Origin of the sequence: Methylobacterium sp. FF17, from assembly GCF_025813715.1 — a bacterium.
Taxonomy (GTDB): domain Bacteria; phylum Pseudomonadota; class Alphaproteobacteria; order Rhizobiales; family Beijerinckiaceae; genus Methylobacterium; species Methylobacterium flocculans.
In genome coordinates this window covers 1906521-1928870 of the sequence record NZ_CP107532.1, presented here as the reverse complement: position 1 = coordinate 1928870, position 22350 = coordinate 1906521, and the positions used below count along the sequence as shown (strand labels likewise).

Genomic DNA, 22350 nt, shown 5'->3' with positions numbered 1-22350 from the left:
ATCAAGTGGCATGGCATGCATGGGTGATGCTTCGGGCGAGGTGACGGCGCCACTCACAGATCCGCTCCTCCTCGACAACCAGCTCTGCTATGCCCTGTACGCGGCGGCGCACCGGATGACGAAATCCTACCGTCCCATGCTTGAGCGGATGGGGCTGACCTACCCGCAATATCTCGTCCTCCTCGTGCTGTGGGAAACGGACGGCATCACGGTCTCCGAGATCGGAAGGCGGCTACGTCTCGATTCCGGAACGCTGACGCCGGTGCTGAAGCGCCTCGAGGGAGCCGGCTTCCTGCTGCGGAACCGGCGTCGCTCGGATGAGCGCGAGGTCGAGATCGCGCTCACCCTCAAGGGCCAGAGCCTGCGTGCCGAAGCCGCCGCCGTGCGTGAATCCGTGATGTGCCAGCTCAACATGTCGGAGCCGGAAGTCCAGGCCATGCGCGCCGACCTGAACGCGCTCATCGCCAATCTCAGCGCCACCGGCTGATCGCGTCCTCGCCCGACGGACAATTAATTTTGCCGGATAAGTTTCCCTTGAGCACCGCCCGCCACACCCGCTAAGGCAGGACGTGACCGCGTTTCCCCGGCCGGTCCCTAGCCGCAGGGTCCCTGGCGATGCACAAAGCCACCATGGCCCGTCTCGAAACTCCATGGGATAGCGCCAGACGTGGATGCTGATCGATCGGCTCGGGCGCGGCCTCACCCGCCGGTGAACCTGGGCGGGCCCCGGCCGTTGCAGGGCCGCATTCCCTGCGGGGTCCCATCCGGATCGCGTGCCAGTAGCCGAGCGGATGCGGCAGGCGAACCGGCGCCACGCAGCGGCGTTTTCGGCCCATGAGTGCGCATGTGGGCGATGGGGACCTTGCGCCGCGGCGGCAGGTCGGGGCGCTGCCCTTCCGACGGCTGCCCGATGGCGGCTACCGGATCCTTCTCGTCACGTCGCGCGAGAGCCGGCGCTGGGTCATCCCGAAGGGTTGGCCCATGAAGGGGCGCAAGCCCTACGACGCGGCCGCGCGCGAGGCCTACGAGGAAGCGGGCCTGCTCGGCACCATCGGCAAGCAGCCGCTCGGGTTCTACCTCTACGAGAAGCGCCTCAAGAGTCGCGACTCGGTCCTGTGTCAGGTGAAGGTGTTCCCCCTCGAAGTGCGCAAGCAGCTCAAGCACTGGCCGGAGCGCCATCAGCGCGAGGATCGCTGGTTTGCGCCTTCCGACGCCGCCGAGGCGGTCGCCGAGCCGGGGCTCGCCGCGATCATCCGCGCGGCCTGCAAGCGCGAGACCGGCGCGCTGGCCTGACGGCTATGCCCGGCGTTGGATGCGCCCGATCTGCGAGGAGGTTCCGCATGGCTTCGGCCTGCAGGCGCACGCCATCGCGCGAGTGCCCCGGGCGCAAACGGGCGACGGGAGAATCAAAACCGACGAGATTTCCCGCGATGCGATTGCCAAGGCGTCCGCGATCGGCTAATTGCCCCTCCGTCCGGTCGCGAGGCCATCGCCGACGCCACGGACATTTCGCTGCTGTAGCTCAGTGGTAGAGCACCTCATTGGTAATGAGGAGGTCGACAGTTCAATCCTGTCCAGCAGCACCATCTTCCTTATCTCCCGATCAGAGACATGAGGACGAGGGTGCTGGCGCTTGGCCCGGTCGCGCCGCGCCGGAGCGGCACGCGCCTGCGTCCTGTTTCCAGCGGACCCCGCTTCTGATGACGCTGGCCCCACTCCGATAGGACAAGCTGTCCGGCTGACGATCGACGCGTCGCCGTGCAAGGAGCGGGCATGCTGCGGGTCATCAAGCACATCATCGTCGAACCGACGGCGGATCAGATCGCGCGGCTCGGGCGGATTCAGGCCGCCGTCATCGCGGCCTTCCCGTCCGCCACGACGGAGATCGTTCCCGGCCTCCTCGACGACGATCTCGTCGTGGAGGTCCGCCTTCCCCTCGATCAGTTGCGGGCCTGGCCGGCGGCGCGGGAGCGGTGGGGCGATTTCAGTCAGGTGCCGGGGATGTGAACGGAGGCCGGTCTCGCCGCCCCAATGAACCCGCCGCCCCGAAGGATCCTCTTCCCGGAAGGATCCTCTTCCCGGAAGGATCCGCCTTCCGGAAGGAAATGCGTCGCACCGGCCATCCGCAACCGCCGTCCTAGGTGAAGCGAATGGATCGCAGCTTCCCCATGACCCGCGCCGCCGGGCTCAGCCGCCTCTCGGATTTCCTGGAGGGCGCCGGCGCGGCCTATGCGGCCGACCGCAACACCGACAGGGGGCCAGCGAGTGCGGCGACGACATCGGCGCTCTCGCCTTACTTGCGTCGGCGGCTCCTGACGGAGGCGGAGGTGGCGGCGGCCGCCGAGGCTGCGCTCGGCGATGAGGGCGCGGCCAAGTTCGTGTCCGAGGTGTTCTGGCGGACCTACTTCAAGGGCCACCTCGAAACCCACCCCTCCGCCTGGACGCAGGCCCTCGCCCTGGCGGCCTCGGACGGGGACCGCCTCGCCACCGAGCCGGGCTTGCGCCGCACCTACGCGGCGGCGGTCGAGGGGCGAACCGGCATCGACGGTTTCGACGACTGGGCGCGGGACCTCGTCGAGACAGGCTGGCTCCACAACCATGCGCGCATGTGGTTCGCCTCGATCTGGATCTTCACCCTGCGCCTACCCTGGGCGCTTGGTGCCGACTTCTTCCTGCGCCACCTCCTCGATGGCGATCCGGCGAGCAACACGCTGTCATGGCGCTGGGTGGCGGGCCTGCACACGCGGGGCAAGCACTACGTCGCCCGCGCCGAGAACATCCGACGGTACACGGACGGGCGCTTCGATCCCGTGGGCCTCGATGAATATCCGGACGCCCTCGATGAACCGAAGCCGCCGCGGGAGGTCGCGTTGCCGCGCGCCGATGCCGTGCCCGAGGGTGACATCGCGCTGCTCCTGCATCTCGACGACCTGAACCCGGAGAGCCTGCCCCTGGCGGGCGCCCGCGTGGTCCGGATCGGTGGCCTGATCGCCCCTGCCGAGGCCGCCTGCGACCGCGTCAGGGCGGCGGATGCGGCCGCAATGGCGGATGCCCTGGCGCGGGCGGAAGCCTATTTCCAATGCCCCGCCGGCCCAGCCGGGATCGATTGGGCGCAAGGCCTGCCGGTGGTGACGCCCTGGGCTCCGGTGGGGCCCTCGGCGGCGGCGCTGCCGCCCGGGTGCCTGCGCGTGCGGCGGGCGTGGGACGAAGCGGCCTGGCCACGATCCACGCGGGGATATTCCCGGCTGCGCTCGGTCATCCCGACGCTGCTCGGGGCCTGACTGCGATCTGCCGCCGAAACCTCGCCACAGGCATTGGCTGGCCGCAAACCCGCAATCCCTGTAAACCCCGGACACAGGAGTGAGCCGATGCGGGTCAGGAAGCGGTCGAGTGATCGACGCGGTCGGCAGCCCCTGTTCCCATGCCCCTGTCGGAGAGCGTTCGATGCCGGTGCCGCCACGCGTCTCGGCTTTCCCTCAAGGCCGCAACAGACGACATCCCGGAGCGCGTCGGCTGGGCGTCGCCGGACCGGCCATGGTCCTGCTGCTCGCCTCTGGCGGCGCCAGGGCAGAGCCGGCCTCGACCCTTCAGGCCCTCTGGCAGCAACTCGGGACCTGCGCGCAGGCCATCGGCGGCCCGGCGGATTCGGTCGGCTCGGAGGTGACGGTCCTCCTCAGCATCAAGCGCGACGGCACTCTGCAGGGACAACCCCGGATCACCCATTCCCGGCTGGTCGGTGACGAGGCGGCCCAGAGGGCTTTCGTCGCCGGGGCCCTGGGATCCATCGCGCGCTGCTTTCCACTGCGGATCACGGACGGCCTCGGCGGCGCGGTCGCCGGGCGTCCCCTCCGCATGCGGGTGCTGAACCGGCCGAGGGAGCGCGGCGTTTAAGGGCAGGTGCCGAGGAGGCCATGGCCAAGCTTGTCTATACCCGCCTGCAGGACCATCCCCGCGAGACCTACTTCGCAACGAGCGGATCCCTGATCGTCGGCCGCATCGACTGCATCTGTGCCGGTCCCGATCCGGCCGAGCAGTGGATGTGGGGCCTGCAGCTCGATATCGGTGCGACGCCCTTCCGCCGTGGCGCCACCGCCGGCTCGCGGGACGAGGCCGCCTCCGCCCTCGATGCGGCCTGGGACGACTGGAAGCAATGGGCCGGACTGCGCGACATCGCGGTCGCGGACCACACGGCCCCCGCCCGTATCGAGCCGGTCCGGAAAGCCCTGCCCTGACGGGCACGCCACCCGCCTCACATCCCCCCGTCGATCACGCGCATCATCGACCGGAAGCGGACCAGCCTGAGGTCACGCTGGGCGGCTTTGCGGGTCAGCGCGCCATAAGCCTGCCTCTGGGCGGATGGGTCGGACCGCGCGGCCCGGCCCGCCGCGCGCATCACGGCCTGCACCTCCTGCAGGACGCGTTCGGCCACCTCCCAGGGCAGATCCGCCGCCTTCAGGATGAGGAGCGCGGGATGCCGGAGAGGGCCATCGCCCGTCAGGACTGTCGTCAGGAGGTCGAGATCGACCTGTGCGAGACGACCGATGAGGACCAGCGCTTCGGCGAGGTGGCTGTGCGTCAGGGCGCAGGTGACATCCGCAACCGTCAGGGGCCGCACGCGTGCCAGGTGCTGCACGTGGATGCGCGCATCCCGGAGGCTCGCATCGGACAGCGTCTCGGCCTTCGACACCCCTGCCCCGGAGGCCGGTTGCCCAGGATCGATGGCAGGAGCGGCCTCAGGATTCAGACGGATGTCCGAATGCTCGCCGCACAGGGGTGACCGCCCGACCGCGACCATCTGCCTGAACTGGGTCAGGAGGGCCTTTCGGGTCATGGGCGGAACGTCCTCGCGCTTCGTCAGGGCGACCGTGATGTGTCCGTCACCCTGCGATATCGCAGCAAGGCGAACCAACCCCGTCGGAGAGAACCGGGCCGTCCGGTTCGCTGACAGCGTCCGCAGGACAGGCCAGGCCCCGCGCCACACGACGACATCCGTTACCGGGATGTCGAGATGGGGCCGTTCGGCAATCGCCAGCAGATGCTGTTGGCTGCGTGTATGCGCGATCGAAATCAGGTCCTCGTCCAGCACCAGCATGGATTTCGTCAGGAGCGGGGCCGCGACTTCACTGTCCAAGTCATAACATAATTCCTTTACGGTTCTCGAAGGACCTCTCGACAACCCAGACAGACGGCTAGCAAGCTTTGCGCGAACCTCCAACTGTTCGACACGCGATAGCCTCAGCAGGATTTCATCGAAAATCTTGATCTCGTTATCCGTCAGGGGATCATCGAATCGGCCAGCGATCTTGAGTGCGGATGAACTTGGAGCGTTCGCGACAAAGCTTTCAAGAAGACGCTCCAATATTGCGTCCTCCATGAAACGGTATGACAAGGCTGAGGCCCCCGCCTCGCCGATCGGCGGGATCGACGAATCTTTGCTTTCGGTTTTTCTTTGTCGGAGCTTTAGAAAGCCGTAGCCTAATTTTTTCCTGCTTCGATGCGGTCAAATTGAGGGAAGTTCGACCGTTCCGGCCTCAATGCGTTGGGGCTCCAGCCGAAAAGCGCGCTGCCATTTTCTTTTTGCGGCCTTCGTTCGAAAGCGGCGGATCAGGCCGTCGCGGATCGCCCCCGATCCCGGATTCGACGGATCGGCAGCACCCGCAGCCGCCCCAAGGCTGGCGCCGGAGGACCGTGTGCGACAGCCTTCCGGAGGTCTGCCGGATTTGGCGGAGCGGGCCTAAGCGAGCGGGTTGAGCGCGTCGTTCCGCGCCGGCAGCGGCGCCAGCATCGTCAGGGAGAACCCTTCCGGCGGGTAGGTCATCGTCACTTCGGCCCGGACCTGGGCGGTGAGCACGCGCTGTAGCAGGCGCGAGCCGAAACCCTGGCGCCGGGGCGGGCTCACAGGTGGGCCTCCGCTCTCCACCCAGGCGAAGCGCAGGGTTCCGGCCGGCCCGCCGGGTTCCAGGGCCCAGGTGATCGTGACGCGGCCGTCGTGGCTGGAGAGGGCCCCGTACTTCGCCGCATTGGTGGTGAGTTCGTGGATCGCCATGCCGATGGGAACCGCGATCTCGGACGCCATGTCCACGGGCGGACCCACGAGCCGGATGCGGGCGTCCTCGTCGGCCGCGCCGTCCAGGGATCCCTCGGCATAGGGCTTGAGTTCGTTGGCCAGCAGGGTGCGCAGGGAGGCGGTCTGCCAGGTATCCTCGGTCAGGACCGAGTGGGTATGGGCCAGGGACATGATCCGACCCACGAAGGCCTCGTAGAAGCTCTCGATGCTGGAGGCGGTCCGGGCGGTGGACCCGACGATCGCCTGCACGGTGGCGAGCGTGTTCTTCACCCGGTGATGCAGTTCGCGGATCAGCAGCGCCTGGCGCTCCTGGGCCAGGCGGGGCTCGGTCACGTCCGCGACGACCCCGATCAACCGGCGCGGCAACCGGTGGACGCCGTCGCGCTCGAAGCGTCCGGCGAAATCGATGATGCGCCAGGCCCCGTCGCTGAGGCGGCGGATGCGGCCCGTCGCCTTCAGGACGCTGTCCTCGCGCAAGGATCGGGAGATCGCGGCGCGGAAGGCGGGGCGGTCCTCCGAGTGAAGCACGACGTCGAGGAATTCGCGCTTGCCGAGGGCGCCATCCGAGGGCTGGCGCCCGAAGATCGCGAACATCCGCTCGTTTTCCCAGATCGCCTGATCGTCGAGCATGTGCCATTCGAAGATGCCGAGGTCCGCGAGCGAGGCCGCGATGCGCAGGCGCTGCTCGCCGGCGCGCAGGGCTTTGCGCGCTTCCACGCGGGTGGTGACGTCCTCGATCACCCCAACCACGGCGATGGGGCGATGCCCGCCCTCCGGTCCGGTGATCGCCTGGCCCCGCACCGCCACGTGGATCCCGGCCCCGTCGCTGTCCCGGCGCAGGCGGCACTCCACCGCGAAGGGCTTATGCCCGCGCAGGGACGCGCGGACCTGCACCCGGATGCGGCTGGTCTCATTTCCCTCCAGGGCCCCCTGCAGGGTCGCCCAGGTCACGGCCGTCCCGGGCGCGTGGCCGAGGATGTGCGCCGCCCGGCGCGAGAGCGCGACCTGCCCGTCGACGAAGTCGTAGCGCCATTCGCCGAGACCGGCGGCGGTCAGGGCAGCGCGATTCTCGTCGGCCCGGACGACCTCGTCGGGATCGACGGCCTCGACGACGAGGACCTGGACGTCGCCCTGCGCGGGGGACGGACGGATGCGCAGGTCGAGACCGGTGCCGTCGGCGCGCAGCCAGCGCCGGATGCAAGCCCGCTGCGCCACGGCCCCGAGGACCGAGAGCGCGCGGCCGGTCAGGGCGTCGGCGGCGTATCCGAGGAGCGCACAGAGGGCGGGGTTGGCGGCTCGGATCAGGCCCGCCCCATCGACGACGAGGATACCGACCGGCGCCTGAGCAAACGCGATCGACCGGAGATCCGCGTCCGAAGTGTTGGCCGTGCCGGCGATCGAAGGCGGGTTCGATGCGTCGTGCACTCCACATCCTCGCTCAGCAGGACCGTCCGTCGCTGGCCCGAACCGCACCGGGCGCCATCAGACGACCGGAGGCGGTGTGGAACAAGCCCACCTGGCGACGAAGCCACGGCTCTTTTCGACGCAGCCCTCAGGCAGGCGGGACACGCCGAAACTCAAGGTAGCTCGGGGGCCGGCCAGCGGCCAGGGCCTTGGCCTCGTAGCGCGTACCAGGCCAGTCGGCCCAGGGCCGCATCCAGTCCGGGGCCGCCTGCGCAGTCCAGGCCAGGCCTGGGCAGCGCGCGGCGCGCACGAGGGTCCAACCCGCGTAATCGTCGATGTCGCTGGCGAAGCGGAACACGCCGCCGGGCTTGAGCACGCGGGCAATCTCGGTGAGCGCGGCATCGGAGACGAAGCGACGCTTGCGCTGGCGGCGCTTGGGCCAGGGGTCGGGATAGAGGAGGTAGACGCGAGCCAGGCTGGCGGTGGGCAGGGCGGCCAGCAGCGCCGTCGCGTCCTCGTCCCAGACCCGGACGTTGCGTAAATCCCCCTCGTCCACCGCGCGAAGGAGCTTCACGACGCCGTTCACGAAGGGCTCGGCGCCGATGATGCCCGTGCGCGGGTTGGTGGCAGCCTGGGCGGCGAGGTGTTCGCCGCCGCCGAAGCCGATCTCCAGCCAAACCTCGTCGGTGGGGACGGGGAACAACGCCTGCGGATCGAGGAACTCACCCGGCGAAGGTAACGTCAGCCGCAGCATCGGCAGCAACGCGGTCAGACGCTGCTCCTGCCCCGCGCGCAGGCGCTTGCCCTTGCGGCGTCCATAGAAGGCGCGCTCGGCGCCGTCCGAGCCCTCGGCAGCGTGCCCGTCCGGGACAGGCAGGTGCCCTCCTATGGCAGGCGTGTGCCCGCCTGCCATAGCCGGGTGCCCGCCCGGAATGGGCGGGCGGTCGTCCCGCCCCGGACCCACGGGGTCAGGCCAGGGCCGACTTGAGGCTGTCGGCGAGGTCGGTACGCTCCCAGGAGAAGCCACCGTCGGCGTCCGGCGCGCGGCCGAAATGGCCGTAGGCAGAGGTGCGGGCGTAGATGGGCTTGTTGAGGCCGAGCTTCGTGCGGATGCCGCGCGGCGACAGGTCGAGGGCGTTCATCAGCACGTCCTCGAGCCGGGCCTCGTCCACCTGACCAGTGCCATGCAGGTCGACGTAGATCGAGAGGGGCTTGGCCACGCCGATGGCGTAGGCGAGCTGGATCGTGGCCCGGGTCGCGAGCCCGGCCGCCACCACGTTCTTGGCGAGGTAGCGGGCCGCGTAGGCTGCCGAGCGATCGACCTTCGTCGGATCCTTGCCCGAGAAGGCGCCGCCGCCGTGGGGCGCCGCGCCGCCGTAGGTGTCAACGATGATCTTGCGGCCGGTGAGGCCGGCATCGCCATCGGGACCGCCGATGACGAACTTGCCGGTGGGGTTCACGTGCCAGACCGTCTCCTCGGAGACCCAGCTCTGCGGCAGGGCCGCCAGGATGTAGGGCTCCACGATGGCGCGGACGTCGGCCGAATCCAGGCTCTCGTCGATGTGCTGGGTGGAGAGCACGATCTGGGTGACGCCCACCGGGCGGCCGTTCTCGTAGCGCACGGTGACCTGGCTCTTGGCGTCGGGGCCGAGCTTGGCGGCATCGCCCTGCTTGGCCTTGCGGGCGTCGGCCAGGTCCTTGAGGATCTTGTGGGCGTAGTAGATCGGTGCCGGCATCAGCTCGGGCGTCTCGTCGGACGCATAGCCGAACATGATGCCCTGGTCGCCCGCGCCCTCGTCCTTGTTGCCGGACGAATCCACGCCCTGGGCGATGTCGGCGGACTGCGCGTGCAGGTGGATCGCGATGTCGTTGTGCTTCCAGTGGAAGCCCGACTGCTCGTAGCCGATGTCCTTCACCGCCTCGCGGGTCAGTTCCTTGAGGTGATCGAAGGTCACGGAATCCGGGCCGCGCACCTCACCCGCGATGACGATGCGGTTGGTGGTTGCCAGCGTCTCCACGCCGAGGCGGGCCTCCGGCATCACGGCAAGGTAGGCGTCCACGACGGTGTCGGAGATCCGGTCGCAGACCTTGTCGGGGTGGCCCTCGGAGACCGACTCGCTCGTGAACAAGTAGTTGGAACGTGGCATAGGGGCCCCCGTCATGCGGGCGCGCCCAGGATATCGCGGCGCCTCACCCGATCGTCAGTAGCGAAAGTGTCTGGCAGCGCTCCCCAGAACGGTCAAGCCGAAAAAACGGATAAATTCGCCATAACGAACAAAATGGCCGGTAAATCATCCCCCAAGCTTGCGGTCGAGGGCCTGCACGGCCTCCACGAGTTGCCGCCGCTCATGGTCGGAGAAATGCTCGGCCACGTGCCGGGCCACCGCCTCGGCCAGGCCTGCCCAGGGATTTCCCGTTTGAGGATTGCCTGCTCCCGGATTGCCCGCCGCATCATGCGCGTAGGACTGCTGGCTCGGCTCGGAGAACCCCGCCACCGGCACGTTGTCGATGCGCTCCATCCCGTCGAAGAAGTAGGCGACCGGCACACCGGTCATCCGGCTGAACGTGTCGAGATGGATCGCGCTGATGCGGTTCGTACCCTTCTCGTACTTCTGCAGCTGGGCGGCGGACATCCCGAAGCTCTGGGCCACCCGTTTCTGAGTCAACGACGCCTTCCTGCGCTGCTCGGCGATCCGTTGTCCCACATACGCGTCCCGCGCGTCCGTCTTCTGCCCAGCCATCCCCCAGCCCCGTCCTGCGCGCCGCGCCCACGTCTCGCCGCGGGCTCCGGCCTGTCCAGATCGAGGCCCCCAAGCCCCGGCCACCCTTGGTTCTTCGACCATACGGCAGCGTGAGGACGGTAGGTGCCGCGCACGGGCGCGTCAAACCGATCACGCCTGCCCGAAGAGGCCTGGCGGCGAAGTTCAGGGTTCAGGTCAGGTTCCGCTTCAAGGCATGGGTCAGCCGACCCCAGGCCACCTCGGCGTCGGGGTTGCGCAACTCGCGCATGCCGGGCGCCCGTCCTGTCGTCAGGAAGACGATCAGCGTCAGCACCAGCATCACCTTGGAAGTCATCGTCCCCGCCCTTCAGCCTCAGGGCGAGCGGTCTAGCTTCGGACCAGGAGGACGACCTTGCGCCAGCACACATGGGCCCCCTTTCGAGCCCTCGGTGCTCCGAACGCGGCGAACACGGTGAAGAATCCGTCATCGACCCTTGCCCGGTTCGGTCAGTGACATTGACCGAACATGGGGAAATCATCGGCACGCCTATATTTCTCGCACCATGCCGTTTTCTACATCGAATAACGATGCAAAAGCAGGCGCCCGCGCCTATACTCAATGCTTGCACCGGCGCGATCGCAGTGCACGCAGGGACTTCATCATCCATGACGATGGGACATCATCCGCACACGGCAACCATCCTTCCCTTTCCGGGACGCGCCAGGGCACCGGGCACGAGCGGCGGTCTCGGCTCCGGCCCGACCGGCAAGCGGAGCGACGGGAACAAGGCGCAGCGGGTCGCGCAGCCCGGCTTCATGGATAGCTGGTACCATCAGGCGGCCATTGACGAGGCGCCGCAGACCCGCAAGCCCTGAGCGGCTGGGGGTCCCGGCACGATCATCAGGAACAGCGTGGTCCTGCGCCCGTGTCCGTCGAGCCGATCACTGCCATCGGCCGTCCGCGGGCCCCTCCCCCGGGGCCGGCGTCATCGCTTCGGCGAAGGGAAACTCGAGGATCACGTCGCCGGCCGCATCCACGACGACGAGGCATGCCCCGATCAGGCGGACCTGATCATGGGGCTCAGCCATCATGGCCCGGATGGTGGTGCGGGCCGCCTGCCAGGCCTGATCCGGATCACGAAGTTCCAGGCCGTCGGGATCCGGAACGACGTCGTCCCCGATCCGTGTGTGGAAAAAGTAGCGGGGCATCCGTGCCGCTCCTCGAAACGTCGGGACTGAAATCATTCACCGAGCATCGAGCAGCGTTCCGTAGAGAGCAAGAAGGTCGTCGCCCTGGTCGCTCGCGCTCCGCGCGGGGCGGTGGCTGTGCGGCGGGCTCGCACGGAAACGGTCGGGGTCCGCATCGATGAGGGCCAGGACCGATCGGAGCCCCTCGGCGCTGTCGACGTCGATCCGGAACCCGTCGATGCCATCGAGGATGTCGGCGCCGATCGCCCCCCGGTCGCTCGCAACCACCCAGAGGCCGGCCGCCTGCGCCTCGCGGGTTACGAGGCCGAAGCTCTCCGGCCACAGGGACGGGGCGAGGAGCACGTCGAGCTCCGCATAGAGCTTCACGATCTCGTCCTGCGGCTTTCGTCCGACGAGACGGACCGGCGTGTCGCCCCAGACCTCCTCCCGAACCTCGCTCGCCAGCATGGCATGGTCGACCAGGGTCAGGGCGAGATTGCGGAAGGCGTTGTCCCGCAGCACCGCCTCGATCAGGGTCGCGCCCTTGTGGGTGGTGCGTCCACCGATCTGGCCCAGGCGTACCCGACCCGCCGGGTTCGGCAGCTTCGGAAGCGGCACCAGCATCGGAGCGCCGTTGGGAACGGCCCGCGTTCGAGGGTGCCCCGCGGCCCGGTAGAGATCGGCGAAGCTCTCCGAGACCGCCAGCAGGGCCTCGGCCCCGTCAAGGACCCGGCCGAGCACCCGGCGGCGCGCCAGCGACGCGATCGGATTGATCGCAGGGTCCGTGGCATCGTTCAGGGGATCCGGCGAGGGTGCGTGAACCTGCCCGTCCGCATCGACGAGGAACTGGAAGTCCGAGATCCACCAGGCATCGTGCAAGGTGATGACGTAGGGGATGCCCCGGATACGAAGCGCGTCCGCCACGCTTGCCGTCAACCGCTGGACACAGTGGAGATGGACGAGGTCGGGCCTGAACCGATCGAGCAGATCCTCGAACGCCGTCCCCATCTCCGGGTTGAGCGGGCGCCAGTCCATGTTCACTTCCCGCGGCGCTGCGATCCGGTAGACCGGCACGCCACGATAATTGTCGATCCGCGTCGCGTAGGCCGGGTCTGCGCCCGCATCCGCAGCAGCGACGGCGAACTCGAAGCGGTCTCCGGCCTCATCGATGAAATGATCCAAGTTGTCCCGGACGACCCGCGTGGCGCCTCCCACGAGCTGGGGTGGGAAATAGACGTTGACGAAGAGGATGCGGGCCTTGCGGTCGCGGATCGGCTGGGCCGGGCCCCCGCCCGTTGGCCGCTTCGAAACCGTCCTGCGCGCGGGCTCCGCCGTCGTGGGCAGGATCCCGGCGAGGACCGTCACCGCCGCGTCGAGGCCGTAATCCGCGCGTGCCTTGGCGCGGGCCCGCGCGCCGATCGCGCGTCGACGATCGGCATCGACGACGAGAGATTCGAGGGCGCGCGTCCATTCCGCAGGCGTGTCGGCCAGGAGGGCGGTCTCCCCGTCCACGAGAACCTCGCGATAGGTGCGCGTGCCCGAGACGATCGAGGGAATGCCGCACATGGCGGCCTCCAGCCACTTGATCTCGCTCTTGGCGTCCGCCATCGCGCCGCCCGTCAGGACGGCGAGGTTGATGTCGACGCCCGACAGAACCTCCCAGTAATCCGTGACGTTGGGGCTGAAGCCGAGCTGGATGACCCGGTCATCGAAGGGGTCGAAACGCGCATCGAGGTTGAGATAGCCGGCGACCAGGAAGCGAACGTGCGGGTGGCGGGCCAGCACGGCGAGGAGGGCGGGCGCGGCGAGCTCGGTGAAATCCCGATTGTGCGCCTTCGTGCCGGAGCCGTAGAACACCGTGATCCTGCCGTCCGCGAAGGGCGTTGGCGTGCGCGCGAGGAACGCCTCGTTCCGCTTGTCGAACCCGTTGCGCAGGACGCGGCAGAGGCCGGTTCGCAGATGTGGCCGCATGGCCTCGGCCAGCGCGGGCGTCGAGGCGATACCCGAATCGCACAGGCGCATCGCGTAGCGGAACAACGGCACGCCGTACTGCAGATCGACGTAATCCCGCTCCGTGATCTGCCCCTCGAAACTCTCGAACGGATCAGGATAAGCGGCATTGTCGAAGAGGAGGTCGTCGATCTCGTAGAAGGTCGGCAGCCCGAGTGCCCTCGCATACAGGATCGCATGAAGCACGGGCGGGAAAGCGGCCACCCGATAGAAAATCACGGCGACGGCCCGATCGAGGCTGGGCCGGCAGCGACCCGCTTCGTCCTGCGAGAAGACCTCGACGGTCCAGCCACCATGGGTCAATTGCGCGCATTTCTGCACGACACGGTAGTGATCGCACTGCGGAAGGTCTCGATTGGCCACGAGGACGATCAACCCGCCGGAGGGCGGCGCAAGCCGGGCCGGAAGCGGGTCGACACGCTCCAGAACTTCAGTCAGCCGGTCGAGGCACGTCGTCAGGCAGGTATCCGCCGCGAGGCGCTGCCCCGTCGCATAGAGGGCCCGCGCCTCCGCGCTGGCCATCTCGAAGACCCGCACGATGACGCGATGCGCTGCGGCGCGCCAATCAGCCTCGCCCTGGTAGAGGGGGGCGGAGCGCAGGATCTGATCGAGAGCCGCCTGTGCGTCTTCCAGGTGCGTCGCAAGCCCCTCGGCGGCGTGGATATGCGTCCAGATTCCGGCCCCCGGACTGTGGGCAGCGGCAATGTAGGCGCGCGTCGCATCCTCCATGCGCCCAAGCGCGCGCAGGGCGTTGCCGCGCTGATGAAGCAGGGTTGCGTCGGACGGAGCGTGCGCGAGCGCGTGATCGGATGCCGCGAGGGCACGCGACGGGTTGTTGCGGATGAGATGGTAGTCACCGATCTGACCGAGGAGCCGGGTCATCCCCGGTCCCCGCAGGCTCTCGACCCCACGGGGAAAGCCGAATGCGATGAAGTGATTGAGGAGGTCGAACCGGTGCATCCCCGACCGTGCGGAATCATCCGGCAGCGAAGCGCGATACCGTTCGGCGTCGAAGCAGTCCGGGAAGTGATCCTCCCCGATCAGGAGACGCAGGGCTTCCTGCTCGTTGCCGGGCTGGCCACTGTCGATTCCATGGCTGAGCCAGTCCCTGTAAAGGTCCGCATCCGTGCCGACGTAGCCCGATCCGGGTCGACGATAGAAGGCGGGCTCGAACCTCATGCCCATGGCGATCGGGGCAAGGCGATCGACGCCCTGTTCCAGAAACAATCGAAGGCCGTCGATCCGCGTACGCGGCGCATGCGGAAGCCAGCGCGCGTTCAGGATCGCGAACTCGTACAGCGTGAAGCGGTCAAGCCAGGTTCCGGGCAGGATGCGGGCCTGCGTCAGGAGCTTCGCGAATGTCTCCGGCACGGCAGCGCCCGTGCCCTCGCGCGACGCCGTGAAGTCCCGCCGAAATCGCGCGAAGTCGCGCTCGTACAGGCGAAGCTCGAATTTGCCGTATCGGCGGCCCTCGATCCGGCCATGGCGCAGGTAATGCTCCTCCAGCGCCCAAGGCTCGTGCAGGTGCTGGAGATCCGAGTTCAATCTCTGATAGCGGAACGGAGAGAAGTCTTCGGGCGTCGGACCAAATTCGGCCTTGAGCGCCTCGATCAGCGACGCCGAGTTTGGAAATCGGCCTTCAGGACTTCCATGCTTCGTAAAATGAGCAATGACGTCATTATCTGCGGAAAGATGTCTCAGATCTCCGTAGTAATTCCGGTAAAATTTGATATCGAGGATTTTCGAAACACTGCTTGATTTCATATCGCGCGAAATCAATTTTTCGAAATATCTTGATATCCCGCCTATCATGCCTCTGAACATCATAATTTCCGTTCTGAAATATCAAATCTCATACGTATTAGGTTCTGAGCTACGGCCGATCATCTCCTAGGTAGCAATCCTGGCAGCTACATGGCTGGCATTTCGGTTCAAGCCAAGCGGGAGGCCGCTGCGCATTTGCGTCGCCCTCCGCACGGTCCCAATAGCCCTTCATGCCCAGACAGAAGCAGTGTCCCCTATACGGACCAGCGGAGATGGCTGGACCTTTCGCATCTCCGAGGGTCGAGATGGCAACGGCAACGATGGATTACCCCGACGCTCGGACGGGTGGTGATCGTCACGACGAACCGGGCATTCAGAGGCCCCCACAGGGATCCGAATCATCGAGAGACCAAGGCCCTCAGGCCGGCCTGTCGAAGAAGTGTGGTATCCTCCTGGGCCTCTGTGATCGGCGAGCGGATTACAGCATTCTCAGCGTGAACCCGAATCTTGTCGGCGGAGGGATCGGGCGCTTCCCGGAAGCGGATGCCCGCTCTACGCAGGCACACGACGACCAAAGGGCCGAAGCTCGGCCCGATCGCAACGCGATCGGGGACGGTGCAAGGACCGTCCGAGATGTTGGAGGAACCGTGAGCAGTCTGAAGTTCGGTACGAGCGGCCTGCGCGGCCTTGTGACAGATCTCACGGGTTGGCCGAGCTACGCCTACGCGCGGGCGTTCTTCCGCGCCATCGCCACGACCGACGGCGGCAATCGCCGCGTCCTGATCGGGCGGGACCTGCGCGACAGCAGCGCGGGGATCGCCGCGACGGTGGCGGACGCGGCGGCCGAGGTTGGCTTCGGGGCGATCGATTGCGGGGCTCTCCCGACGCCTGCCCTCGCCCTCGAGGGGTTTCGGCTGGGGGCCTGCGCCGTCATGGTGACGGGCAGCCACATCCCGCAGGACCGGAACGGCCTGAAGTTCTACCGGCCCGACGGTGAGATCACGAAGGCCGACGAGGTCGCGATCCTGGCCGCCCTGGGGGACGTCGGTGCGGTCGGTGCGATGGCAGCAGTTCCCGCCACGCCGGAAACGGGCGCCCTCGACCGGTATCGGCGGCGCTACAGCGAGGTCTTCGGGGCCGAGGCCCTGACCGGGCTGCGGGTCGCGGTTTACCAGCAGAGTTCCGTCGCCCGCGATCTGCTCGCCGACCTGCTGGCGTCGCTCGGAGCCCGGGTCGTGCCGATCGGACGTTCCGAGACCTTCGTGCCGATCGACACCGAGGCGCATCGTCCGGAGGATATCGCCTTCATCCGCGAGGTCATGGCGTCGGGGGCGTACGACGCGCTCGTCACCACCGATGGCGACGCCGACCGGCCGCTGGTGGCGGATGGATCGGGCCGGATCGTGCGCGGCGACGTGCTCGGGCTCATCACGGCACGGTTCCTCGGCGCCGACGCGGTCGTGGTACCCGTCACGGCTGGATCGGCGATCGAGCATGCGGGCGGCTTCCGGCGCGTCCTGCGCACCCGGGTCGGATCGCCCTTCGTCATCGCCGGCATGGCGCAGGCCCAAGGTGACGGGGCGGGGATCACCGTCGGCTTCGAGGCCAATGGCGGGTTCCTCCTCGGTTCGGACGTGACGATCGACGGCAAGCGCCTCCCCGCCCTCCCCACCCGCGACGCGATGCTGCCGATCCTGGCGACGCTGGCCGCGACCCAGGGGGCCGGCCTGACCCTGGCCGATCTCGTCGCCTCCCTCAACGCGGGAGAGACGGCGAGCGATCGCCTGCCCGACACGCCGTCCGAGTCGAGCGGCCCGTTCCTCCTGCAACTCGGCGAGGACGGGTTCCGACAGACCTTCTTCCGTCCCGTCGGCACGCCCGTGTCGGTCGACACGCAGGATGGCGTTCGGGTCGGCCTCGACGGAACCCGGACCGTTCATTTCCGGCCCTCCGGCAATGCCCCGGAACTGCGCTGCTACGCCGAAGCCGGCTCGGCCGCGGAGGCGGAGGATCTGGTGCGATGGGGGTTGGAGGCCGCGTCAGGGGCCATGCACACCGGCCGTGGGAAATCCTGAACTGACTGGGCTCCGCGACACCAGGATGCCGGCCCGTTCGCTCCGCTTGAGGACGGACCGACGAAACCCGGCGTGAGCATCGACGCTCGGCGGGATGTCAGTCTTGGAGATTTCAGGTCCGGACATGACCTGATGGCTGGTGGCGTCCCCGGCAGGTCTCGAACCTGCGACCCCAGGTTTCATCCCACTTCGGCTTCCGCCGCCGCGCCCCGCGAGGGACGCGTTCGTGGTCTGGACTATCCCTTCACCCTAGGCCCCGTCGCCGAGGCCCTTAGGTGCCGCCCGTCTAGTCTCTACACCGTCCCGGCCCCCGGAGCATCGGCGATCGGGCTTGGCTCGGGATCGGCTGCGTCCGCAACGCGCGAACGGTAAGCGTTCCCCGAATTTGAGCGGATCCGCCGCGCGGTTTCCCCTCGCGACGCCCAATTGTGATCTAGGAAACCTGTGCTCTGTCCAGCTGAGCTACGGAGACTCACCTCGGGTGTCCTAGCATCATCGCGTCCGCGCGCCAACCGCGGAGACAGCCGTTGCCGAACCCGGGCGGGCGTCGCTGTGGCGATCCTGCCGCAATGCGGCATCAACCGTTCGTCCGGCCGCCGGGCCTTCCTTGCCTCGACCCACATCCGGGCCGCACAATCGGCGGGGATTCGCAAACCGGCCGGGGGGGGACTGCGTGGGGATGGGGCATCGACGATCGCCGGTCGGACCGGGCGCAATTCTCCTCGGCGCCCTCGCGGGCCTGGGTCACGCCCGGGCGGCCGGGACCGCGCCGGAGTGCCGGGAAGCGCCCGCGCGCAGGGATGTCCTCGTCGGCCTCGGGCCGCGCGGGGAACTCGTCCTCGCCTCCGGCGCCCGCGCGGTGCTCGATGGCATTCATTGGCCGGAGCCCGCCCATGCGGCGGCGGAGGCCTGGCTCCTGCGGCATCGCGGGCGCACCCTGACGCTCGTGGCACGCGGCGAGACCGACCGTTGGGGGCGGACCCACGTGGATGCCAGCCTGGAGCCGGCGGCGTCCGCGGAGCGGTCCGCCGCGGGACCCGACGATCCCGGCTCAGCGGACATCCCCGACCTCGCGGCCGGTCTCGTCGACGCGGGGCTCGTCCCGGTCGATGCGGGCGAGCGCGACACCCTGTGCCGGCCCGGCCTCCTCGCCGTCGAGGCGGGGGCCCGGCGGGCGGGACGGGGCGTCTGGAGCGCGGCGGCCCCCGAGGTTCGCGACGGGGCCGCCCTGCGGTCCCGGATGGGGCGCTTCGTGGTGACGCAGGGCACGGTGCTCCGGGTCGGCGAGCGGGCACGGCGGACCTATCTCGACTTCACGCGCAAGGGTGAGGACGGGCTCACGGTTACCGTGTCGAAACGCACTTGGCGCCAATTGCAGGAACGTGGTTTGAGTACGGCGAGTCTGCGGGGCCGGGAGGTCCGCGTCCGGGGACGGCTCGAGGCCTGGCGCGGCCCGACCCTCGACGTTGCGAGCGCCGACATGATCGAAGTTCTGGATGGGGAGCGGGCGCCGCGGCGCTGAACGGCATGGCCTCGACCCTTCTCACCCGGGCACCCTCGGCCTCCTGCGGACGTGAGCGGATCGGCCCACGGGCGCGCTTCGCCCTGTTGCTGCCCACCCTGCTCCTCTCCGGCTGCATCGGCGACCAGACGGGCGCCACCGTGCAGCCGGCCGCGATCGCGGTGCCGCGCGAGGCGCCGCGCACCACGGGGCGCGAGCGCAGCACCTCCGATGCCGACCACGCCAAGCTGGTTGCCTCCTTCGGCGGGGAGTACCGGGCCCCGGCGAGCCTCCGGCTAGTGACCGAAGTGACCGACCGCCTCGTGCGGGCCACGGAACGGCCCGAGGAGACCTACGCGGTCACGCTGCTCGATTCCCCCGTCGTCAACGCCTTCGCGCTCCCGAGCGGCCGGCTCTACGTCACGCGGGGCCTGCTGGCGCTCGCCAGCGACACCTCCGAGATCGCGGCCGTGCTGGCGCACGAGATCGCCCACGTCACCCTGCGCCACGCCACCGCGCGCACCGAACTGGCGCTGCGGTCGCAGCTCGTGAGCAAGGTCGTGGCCGACGTGCTGAACGATCCCGTCACGGGCGCGCAGCTTCAGAACCAGTCGAAGTTCGCCCTGGCCCGCTTCTCGCGCGACCAGGAACTCGAGGCCGACGGCATCGGCGTCCGCACGCTGGCCCGCGCGGGCTACGACCCATTCGGGGCGGGGCGCTTCCTCACCGCCTTGAGCCGGACCATGGCGCTGAAGACCGGGACGGGGGTGCCCGGCGAGCCCGACATGCTGGCGACCCATCCGGGCACCAGCGAGCGGATCACCCTCGTGACCCGGGCCGCCCGGCTGATCGGCGCGCCGGGCCTCGGCGCCGACGAGCGCACCCGCTACCTCGCGGCCATCGACGGCATCGCCTACGGCGACAATCCCGGCGACGGCCTGGTGCGCGGCCGCCGCTTCCTGCACCCCGGCCTCGGCATCGCCTTCGAAGTGCCCGAGGGCTTTGCCATCGAGAACACCCGCAACGCCGTGCTGGGCACCACCGGCGAGGGCAGCCGGCGCCTGCTCTTCGACCAGGTCGAGAGCCATGCGGGTCAGGGCCTGGACGAGGTTCTCAAGGCCACTTGGAACGACGTGATCGATCCGGCCTCCCTGGAGAACCGTATGGTCGCCGGCAACCCGGCGGCGACCGCCCTGTCGCGCGGCAAGGACTGGACCTTCCGCCTCGCCACGATCCGGGTGGGGGAAAGCACGTTCCGGATGATCATGGCGGCCAAGGGCGGCACCGATCCGGACGGCGCGTTCCGGCGCTGGACCGAGAGCCTGACGGTGATCGACCCGGCCGAGACCCGCACCCTGCGTCCCCTCCGGCTCGTCCTCGTCACCGCCGCCCCCGGCGAGACGACCGAGGCGCTCGCGCAGCGCATGGTGGTCCCGGACAAGCCGCTGGAGCGCTTCCTGGTCCTGAACGGCCTCGAGCGCGGCGCCGCCGTCCGGGCGGGCCAGACCTACAAGGTCGTTCTGGAGTAACACGTCCCCCCGGGCACCGATGTGGGTAGTCGTGCCCGGGATATCCCCAGTAGTCTTTGCGAATTTTACTTGCCGGTATTGCTGTTTTAACCGGCACCAGTAGGCTATGAACCATATTGGTTCAGCCGGCTGGACATCTTTTGCCCGCGACGACAGGGGAGTCTTGAGGTTAAGGTTTCGGACACCTTCTCCGGCACGTCCCCTCGGGCCGAGCCCCGATCTCCCGAGACCCGACATGTTCGAGATCCTCGCCGCCTTCCTCGATCGGACCAGCCTGGCGCCGCACGGAATCTGCCTGGTGTGGCGCCCGGAGTTGATCTGGACCCATGTGGCCTCCGACGCCATCATCGCGCTCGCCTACTTCACGATCCCGGTGGCGCTCGGCGTCTTCGTCACGCGCCGGCGCGATATCGCGTTCGGATGGATGTTCTGGGCCTTCGCGCTCTTCATCATGGCCTGCGGCACCACCCACCTGTTCGAGATCTGGACCCTGTGGGTGCCCGACTACGCGGCCGAGGCCGCTCTCAAGGCCGTGACGGCCGCCGCTTCGATCGTCACGGCGATCCTGCTCTGGGTGCTGCTGCCGAAGGCGCTCGCCCTCCCCTCGCCGGCCCAGTTGCGCGCCGCCAATGCCGAGCTTGAGGCTCGCGTGCGCGAGCGCGACGCGGCCCTCGCCGCCCTGCGCGACGCCTATGCGGAGCGTGACCGCGCCGAGGACATGCTGCGTCAGAGCCAGAAGATGGAGGCGATCGGCTCCCTCACCGGGGGCGTCGCGCACGACTTCAACAACCTGCTCGGCGTGGTCATCTGCAACCTCGACCGGATCGAGCGCGTCCTGCCCGCCGAGAGCGGCGCCCATCGCTCCCTCCGCGGGGCCATGGACGGGGCCGAGCGCGCGGCCGGCCTGGTGCAGAAGATGCTGGCCTTCGCGCGGCGCCAGCCGCTGCAGGCGGTTCCCCTGGAGCCGAACCGGTTGATCCGCGACCTCTCGGAACTCCTGCGGGGTGCGCTCGGCACCGTCGAGACGCCGGAGATGATCCTGGCGCACGACCTCTGGCCCGTCCGCGTCGACGCCAACCAGTTGGAGAACGCCCTCCTCAACCTGTCGGTGAATGCCCGCGATGCCATGCCGGCGGGAGGACGCGCGCTGCTGCGCACCCACAACGTGCCGGCGGCCGAGGCCACCCGGATCCCGGGCCTGCGTCCCCTCGACCACGTCGCCATCGCGGTGGAGGATACCGGCACGGGCATGAGCGCCGAGGTGCTCGCCCGCGCCTTCGAGCCGTTCTTCACCACCAAGCCTGTGGGCGAGGGCACGGGCCTCGGCCTCAGCCAGGTCTTCGGCTTCGCCAAGCAATCCGAAGGGCATGTGGAGATCATGAACCGGCCGGGCGGCGGCACCATCGTCCGGCTCTACTTGCCACGCGACGGGGGCGCGGTATCGTCCCCGCCCCCGGATGCGGAGCCTGCGCGAACCAGCCCTGCCCCACGCCTGGGGTACGCCTGACGGAACCCCATGACGATGAGCGGCACGCCCCAACATAGGATCCTGATGGTGGAGGATGAATCCCTCCTGCTGGAGGTCATCACCGCCGATCTCGAGGATGCGGGTTTCTCGGTCTTCCCCGCCGCCACGGCCGAGGCCGCCATGACCATCCTCAGGACCGAGGCGTCCATCGACATCCTCTTCACCGACATCCGCCTGCCCGGCGAGATGGACGGATGGCAACTCGCGGAGGCCGCGCGGACCCTGCGCCCCGGCCTGCCGGTCATCTACGCGACGGGCTTCACGCAGACGCCGCCACGGCTGATCGCGGGCAGCCTCTTCTTCACCAAGCCCTACCGCGCGGCCGCCCTCATCAAGGCGATCCGATCCTTCGAGGCCGGGCCGCGCCAGTGAGCCCGGAGCACCCTGCGCCGAGGCGGATACGGGTTCCGCGCAAGGGAGCGCGCCGAACCGAGGAGTCGGAGCCGCTTCCCGTCGCAGCGCGACCCGGAACGCCCGAGGCACCCGGGCTCGATCGCCGCGCCTTCGCCGCCGCCCTGGCCGGCGTCACCCTGGCGCTCGCGGCACCGCCGGCCGACGCAGGGG

At 68.8% G+C, this 22350-nt stretch carries 20 protein-coding genes and 1 tRNA gene; 13 read left to right on the top strand and 8 right to left on the bottom strand.

All coding sequences use genetic code 11. The features are described from left to right. The first annotated feature begins 19 nt into the window (after positions 1-19). From OF380_RS08880 to OF380_RS08850, 7 genes are all read left to right on the top strand, one after another. Positions 20-487, top strand: coding sequence for a MarR family winged helix-turn-helix transcriptional regulator (locus OF380_RS08880; protein WP_264050404.1), 468 nt, complete (start codon positions 20-22; stop codon positions 485-487). 347 nt (positions 488-834) lie between these two features. Further along, the gene (locus OF380_RS08875; RefSeq protein WP_264050403.1) at positions 835-1293 is read left to right on the top strand and encodes an NUDIX hydrolase; all 459 of its coding nucleotides are present in this window, start codon (positions 835-837) and stop codon (positions 1291-1293) included. 218 nt (positions 1294-1511) lie between these two features. After that, positions 1512-1586, top strand: a tRNA-Thr gene (locus OF380_RS08870). Between the two features lie 187 nt (positions 1587-1773). Next, the gene (locus tag OF380_RS08865; RefSeq protein WP_264050402.1) at positions 1774-2007 is read left to right on the top strand and encodes a hypothetical protein; all 234 of its coding nucleotides are present in this window, start codon (positions 1774-1776) and stop codon (positions 2005-2007) included. A 143-nt stretch (positions 2008-2150) separates the two neighbouring features. Beyond that, entirely contained in the window at positions 2151-3281 is a 1131-nt protein-coding gene (locus tag OF380_RS08860; protein ID WP_264050401.1) for an FAD-binding domain-containing protein, read from the top strand. Between the two features lie 253 nt (positions 3282-3534). Beyond that, on the top strand, positions 3535-3891 hold the full coding sequence (locus OF380_RS08855; protein WP_264050400.1) for a hypothetical protein: 357 nt from the start codon (positions 3535-3537) through the stop codon (positions 3889-3891). 20 nt (positions 3892-3911) lie between these two features. Next, complete coding sequence (locus OF380_RS08850; RefSeq protein ID WP_264050399.1) at positions 3912-4232, top strand: hypothetical protein; 321 nt, start codon at positions 3912-3914, stop codon at positions 4230-4232. Positions 4233-4249: 17 nt separating this feature from the next. On the opposite strand, the gene OF380_RS08845 is transcribed toward OF380_RS08850, so the two are convergent. From OF380_RS08845 to OF380_RS08820, 6 genes are all read right to left on the bottom strand, one after another. After that, positions 4250-5359, bottom strand: a complete 1110-nt coding sequence (locus OF380_RS08845) for a DUF2336 domain-containing protein (protein WP_264050397.1) — start codon at positions 5357-5359, stop codon at positions 4250-4252. Between the two features lie 375 nt (positions 5360-5734). Next, positions 5735-7492, bottom strand: coding sequence for a sensor histidine kinase (locus OF380_RS08840; RefSeq protein ID WP_264050396.1), 1758 nt, complete (start codon positions 7490-7492; stop codon positions 5735-5737). A 127-nt stretch (positions 7493-7619) separates the two neighbouring features. Next, on the bottom strand, positions 7620-8384 hold the full coding sequence (gene trmB, locus OF380_RS08835; protein WP_264050395.1) for a tRNA (guanine(46)-N(7))-methyltransferase TrmB: 765 nt from the start codon (positions 8382-8384) through the stop codon (positions 7620-7622). Positions 8385-8439: 55 nt separating this feature from the next. Then, the gene (gene metK / locus OF380_RS08830) at positions 8440-9618 is read right to left on the bottom strand and encodes a methionine adenosyltransferase (protein ID WP_264050394.1); all 1179 of its coding nucleotides are present in this window, start codon (positions 9616-9618) and stop codon (positions 8440-8442) included. A 144-nt stretch (positions 9619-9762) separates the two neighbouring features. Further along, positions 9763-10212 carry a helix-turn-helix domain-containing protein gene (locus OF380_RS08825; protein WP_264050393.1) on the bottom strand — a complete coding sequence of 150 codons (450 nt, stop codon included), beginning with the start codon at positions 10210-10212 and terminating at the stop codon, positions 9763-9765. A gap of 190 nt (positions 10213-10402) precedes the next feature. After that, on the bottom strand, positions 10403-10546 hold the full coding sequence (locus tag OF380_RS08820; protein WP_264050392.1) for a hypothetical protein: 144 nt from the start codon (positions 10544-10546) through the stop codon (positions 10403-10405). Positions 10547-10857: 311 nt separating this feature from the next. On the opposite strand from OF380_RS08820, the gene OF380_RS08815 reads away from it, so the two are divergent. After that, complete coding sequence (locus tag OF380_RS08815) at positions 10858-11067, top strand: DUF2735 domain-containing protein (protein WP_264050391.1); 210 nt, start codon at positions 10858-10860, stop codon at positions 11065-11067. Positions 11068-11133: 66 nt separating this feature from the next. Here OF380_RS08815 and OF380_RS08810 read toward each other — a convergent pair whose 3' ends face one another. Together OF380_RS08810 and OF380_RS08805 are read right to left on the bottom strand one after the other, a co-directional pair. Next, positions 11134-11400 carry a DUF6894 family protein gene (locus OF380_RS08810; protein ID WP_264050390.1) on the bottom strand — a complete coding sequence of 89 codons (267 nt, stop codon included), beginning with the start codon at positions 11398-11400 and terminating at the stop codon, positions 11134-11136. A gap of 36 nt (positions 11401-11436) precedes the next feature. Continuing rightward, on the bottom strand, positions 11437-15216 hold the full coding sequence (locus tag OF380_RS08805) for a glycosyltransferase (protein WP_264050389.1): 3780 nt from the start codon (positions 15214-15216) through the stop codon (positions 11437-11439). Between the two features lie 584 nt (positions 15217-15800). Between OF380_RS08805 and OF380_RS08800 the strand changes: the two genes are divergently transcribed. From OF380_RS08800 to OF380_RS08780, 5 genes are all read left to right on the top strand, one after another. Beyond that, on the top strand, positions 15801-17228 hold the full coding sequence (locus OF380_RS08800; protein WP_264050388.1) for a phosphohexomutase domain-containing protein: 1428 nt from the start codon (positions 15801-15803) through the stop codon (positions 17226-17228). A 679-nt stretch (positions 17229-17907) separates the two neighbouring features. Further along, positions 17908-18750, top strand: coding sequence for a DNA-binding protein (locus tag OF380_RS08795; protein WP_264050387.1), 843 nt, complete (start codon positions 17908-17910; stop codon positions 18748-18750). A gap of 5 nt (positions 18751-18755) precedes the next feature. Next, the gene (locus tag OF380_RS08790; protein WP_264050386.1) at positions 18756-20258 is read left to right on the top strand and encodes a M48 family metalloprotease; all 1503 of its coding nucleotides are present in this window, start codon (positions 18756-18758) and stop codon (positions 20256-20258) included. 235 nt (positions 20259-20493) lie between these two features. Next, on the top strand, positions 20494-21765 hold the full coding sequence (locus OF380_RS08785; protein ID WP_264050385.1) for an ATP-binding protein: 1272 nt from the start codon (positions 20494-20496) through the stop codon (positions 21763-21765). A 15-nt stretch (positions 21766-21780) separates the two neighbouring features. Beyond that, complete coding sequence (locus OF380_RS08780; protein ID WP_264050384.1) at positions 21781-22158, top strand: response regulator; 378 nt, start codon at positions 21781-21783, stop codon at positions 22156-22158. Positions 22159-22350 lie beyond the last annotated feature (192 nt).

Excerpts from the sequence above, each read along its gene's own strand:
- OF380_RS08875 (WP_264050403.1), top strand. The coding sequence starts at position 835 with ATGAGTGCGCATGTGGGCGATGGGGACCTTGCGCCGCGGCGGCAGGTC.
- OF380_RS08850 (WP_264050399.1), top strand. The coding sequence starts at position 3,912 with ATGGCCAAGCTTGTCTATACCCGCCTGCAGGACCATCCCCGCGAGACC.
- OF380_RS08795 (WP_264050387.1), top strand. The coding sequence starts at position 17,908 with ATGGGGCATCGACGATCGCCGGTCGGACCGGGCGCAATTCTCCTCGGC.
- OF380_RS08785 (WP_264050385.1), top strand. The coding sequence starts at position 20,494 with ATGTTCGAGATCCTCGCCGCCTTCCTCGATCGGACCAGCCTGGCGCCG.
- OF380_RS08790 (WP_264050386.1), top strand. The coding sequence starts at position 18,756 with ATGGCCTCGACCCTTCTCACCCGGGCACCCTCGGCCTCCTGCGGACGT.
- OF380_RS08810 (WP_264050390.1), bottom strand. The coding sequence starts at position 11,400 with ATGCCCCGCTACTTTTTCCACACACGGATCGGGGACGACGTCGTTCCG.
- OF380_RS08880 (WP_264050404.1), top strand. The coding sequence starts at position 20 with ATGGGTGATGCTTCGGGCGAGGTGACGGCGCCACTCACAGATCCGCTC.
- OF380_RS08855 (WP_264050400.1), top strand. The coding sequence starts at position 3,535 with ATGGTCCTGCTGCTCGCCTCTGGCGGCGCCAGGGCAGAGCCGGCCTCG.
- OF380_RS08825 (WP_264050393.1), bottom strand. The coding sequence starts at position 10,212 with ATGGCTGGGCAGAAGACGGACGCGCGGGACGCGTATGTGGGACAACGG.
- OF380_RS08865 (WP_264050402.1), top strand. The coding sequence starts at position 1,774 with ATGCTGCGGGTCATCAAGCACATCATCGTCGAACCGACGGCGGATCAG.
- OF380_RS08805 (WP_264050389.1), bottom strand. The coding sequence starts at position 15,216 with ATGATGTTCAGAGGCATGATAGGCGGGATATCAAGATATTTCGAAAAA.
- trmB (WP_264050395.1), bottom strand. The coding sequence starts at position 8,384 with ATGGCAGGCGGGCACACGCCTGCCATAGGAGGGCACCTGCCTGTCCCG.
- OF380_RS08860 (WP_264050401.1), top strand. The coding sequence starts at position 2,151 with ATGGATCGCAGCTTCCCCATGACCCGCGCCGCCGGGCTCAGCCGCCTC.
- OF380_RS08820 (WP_264050392.1), bottom strand. The coding sequence starts at position 10,546 with ATGACTTCCAAGGTGATGCTGGTGCTGACGCTGATCGTCTTCCTGACG.
- OF380_RS08780 (WP_264050384.1), top strand. The coding sequence starts at position 21,781 with ATGAGCGGCACGCCCCAACATAGGATCCTGATGGTGGAGGATGAATCC.
- OF380_RS08815 (WP_264050391.1), top strand. The coding sequence starts at position 10,858 with ATGACGATGGGACATCATCCGCACACGGCAACCATCCTTCCCTTTCCG.
- metK (WP_264050394.1), bottom strand. The coding sequence starts at position 9,618 with ATGCCACGTTCCAACTACTTGTTCACGAGCGAGTCGGTCTCCGAGGGC.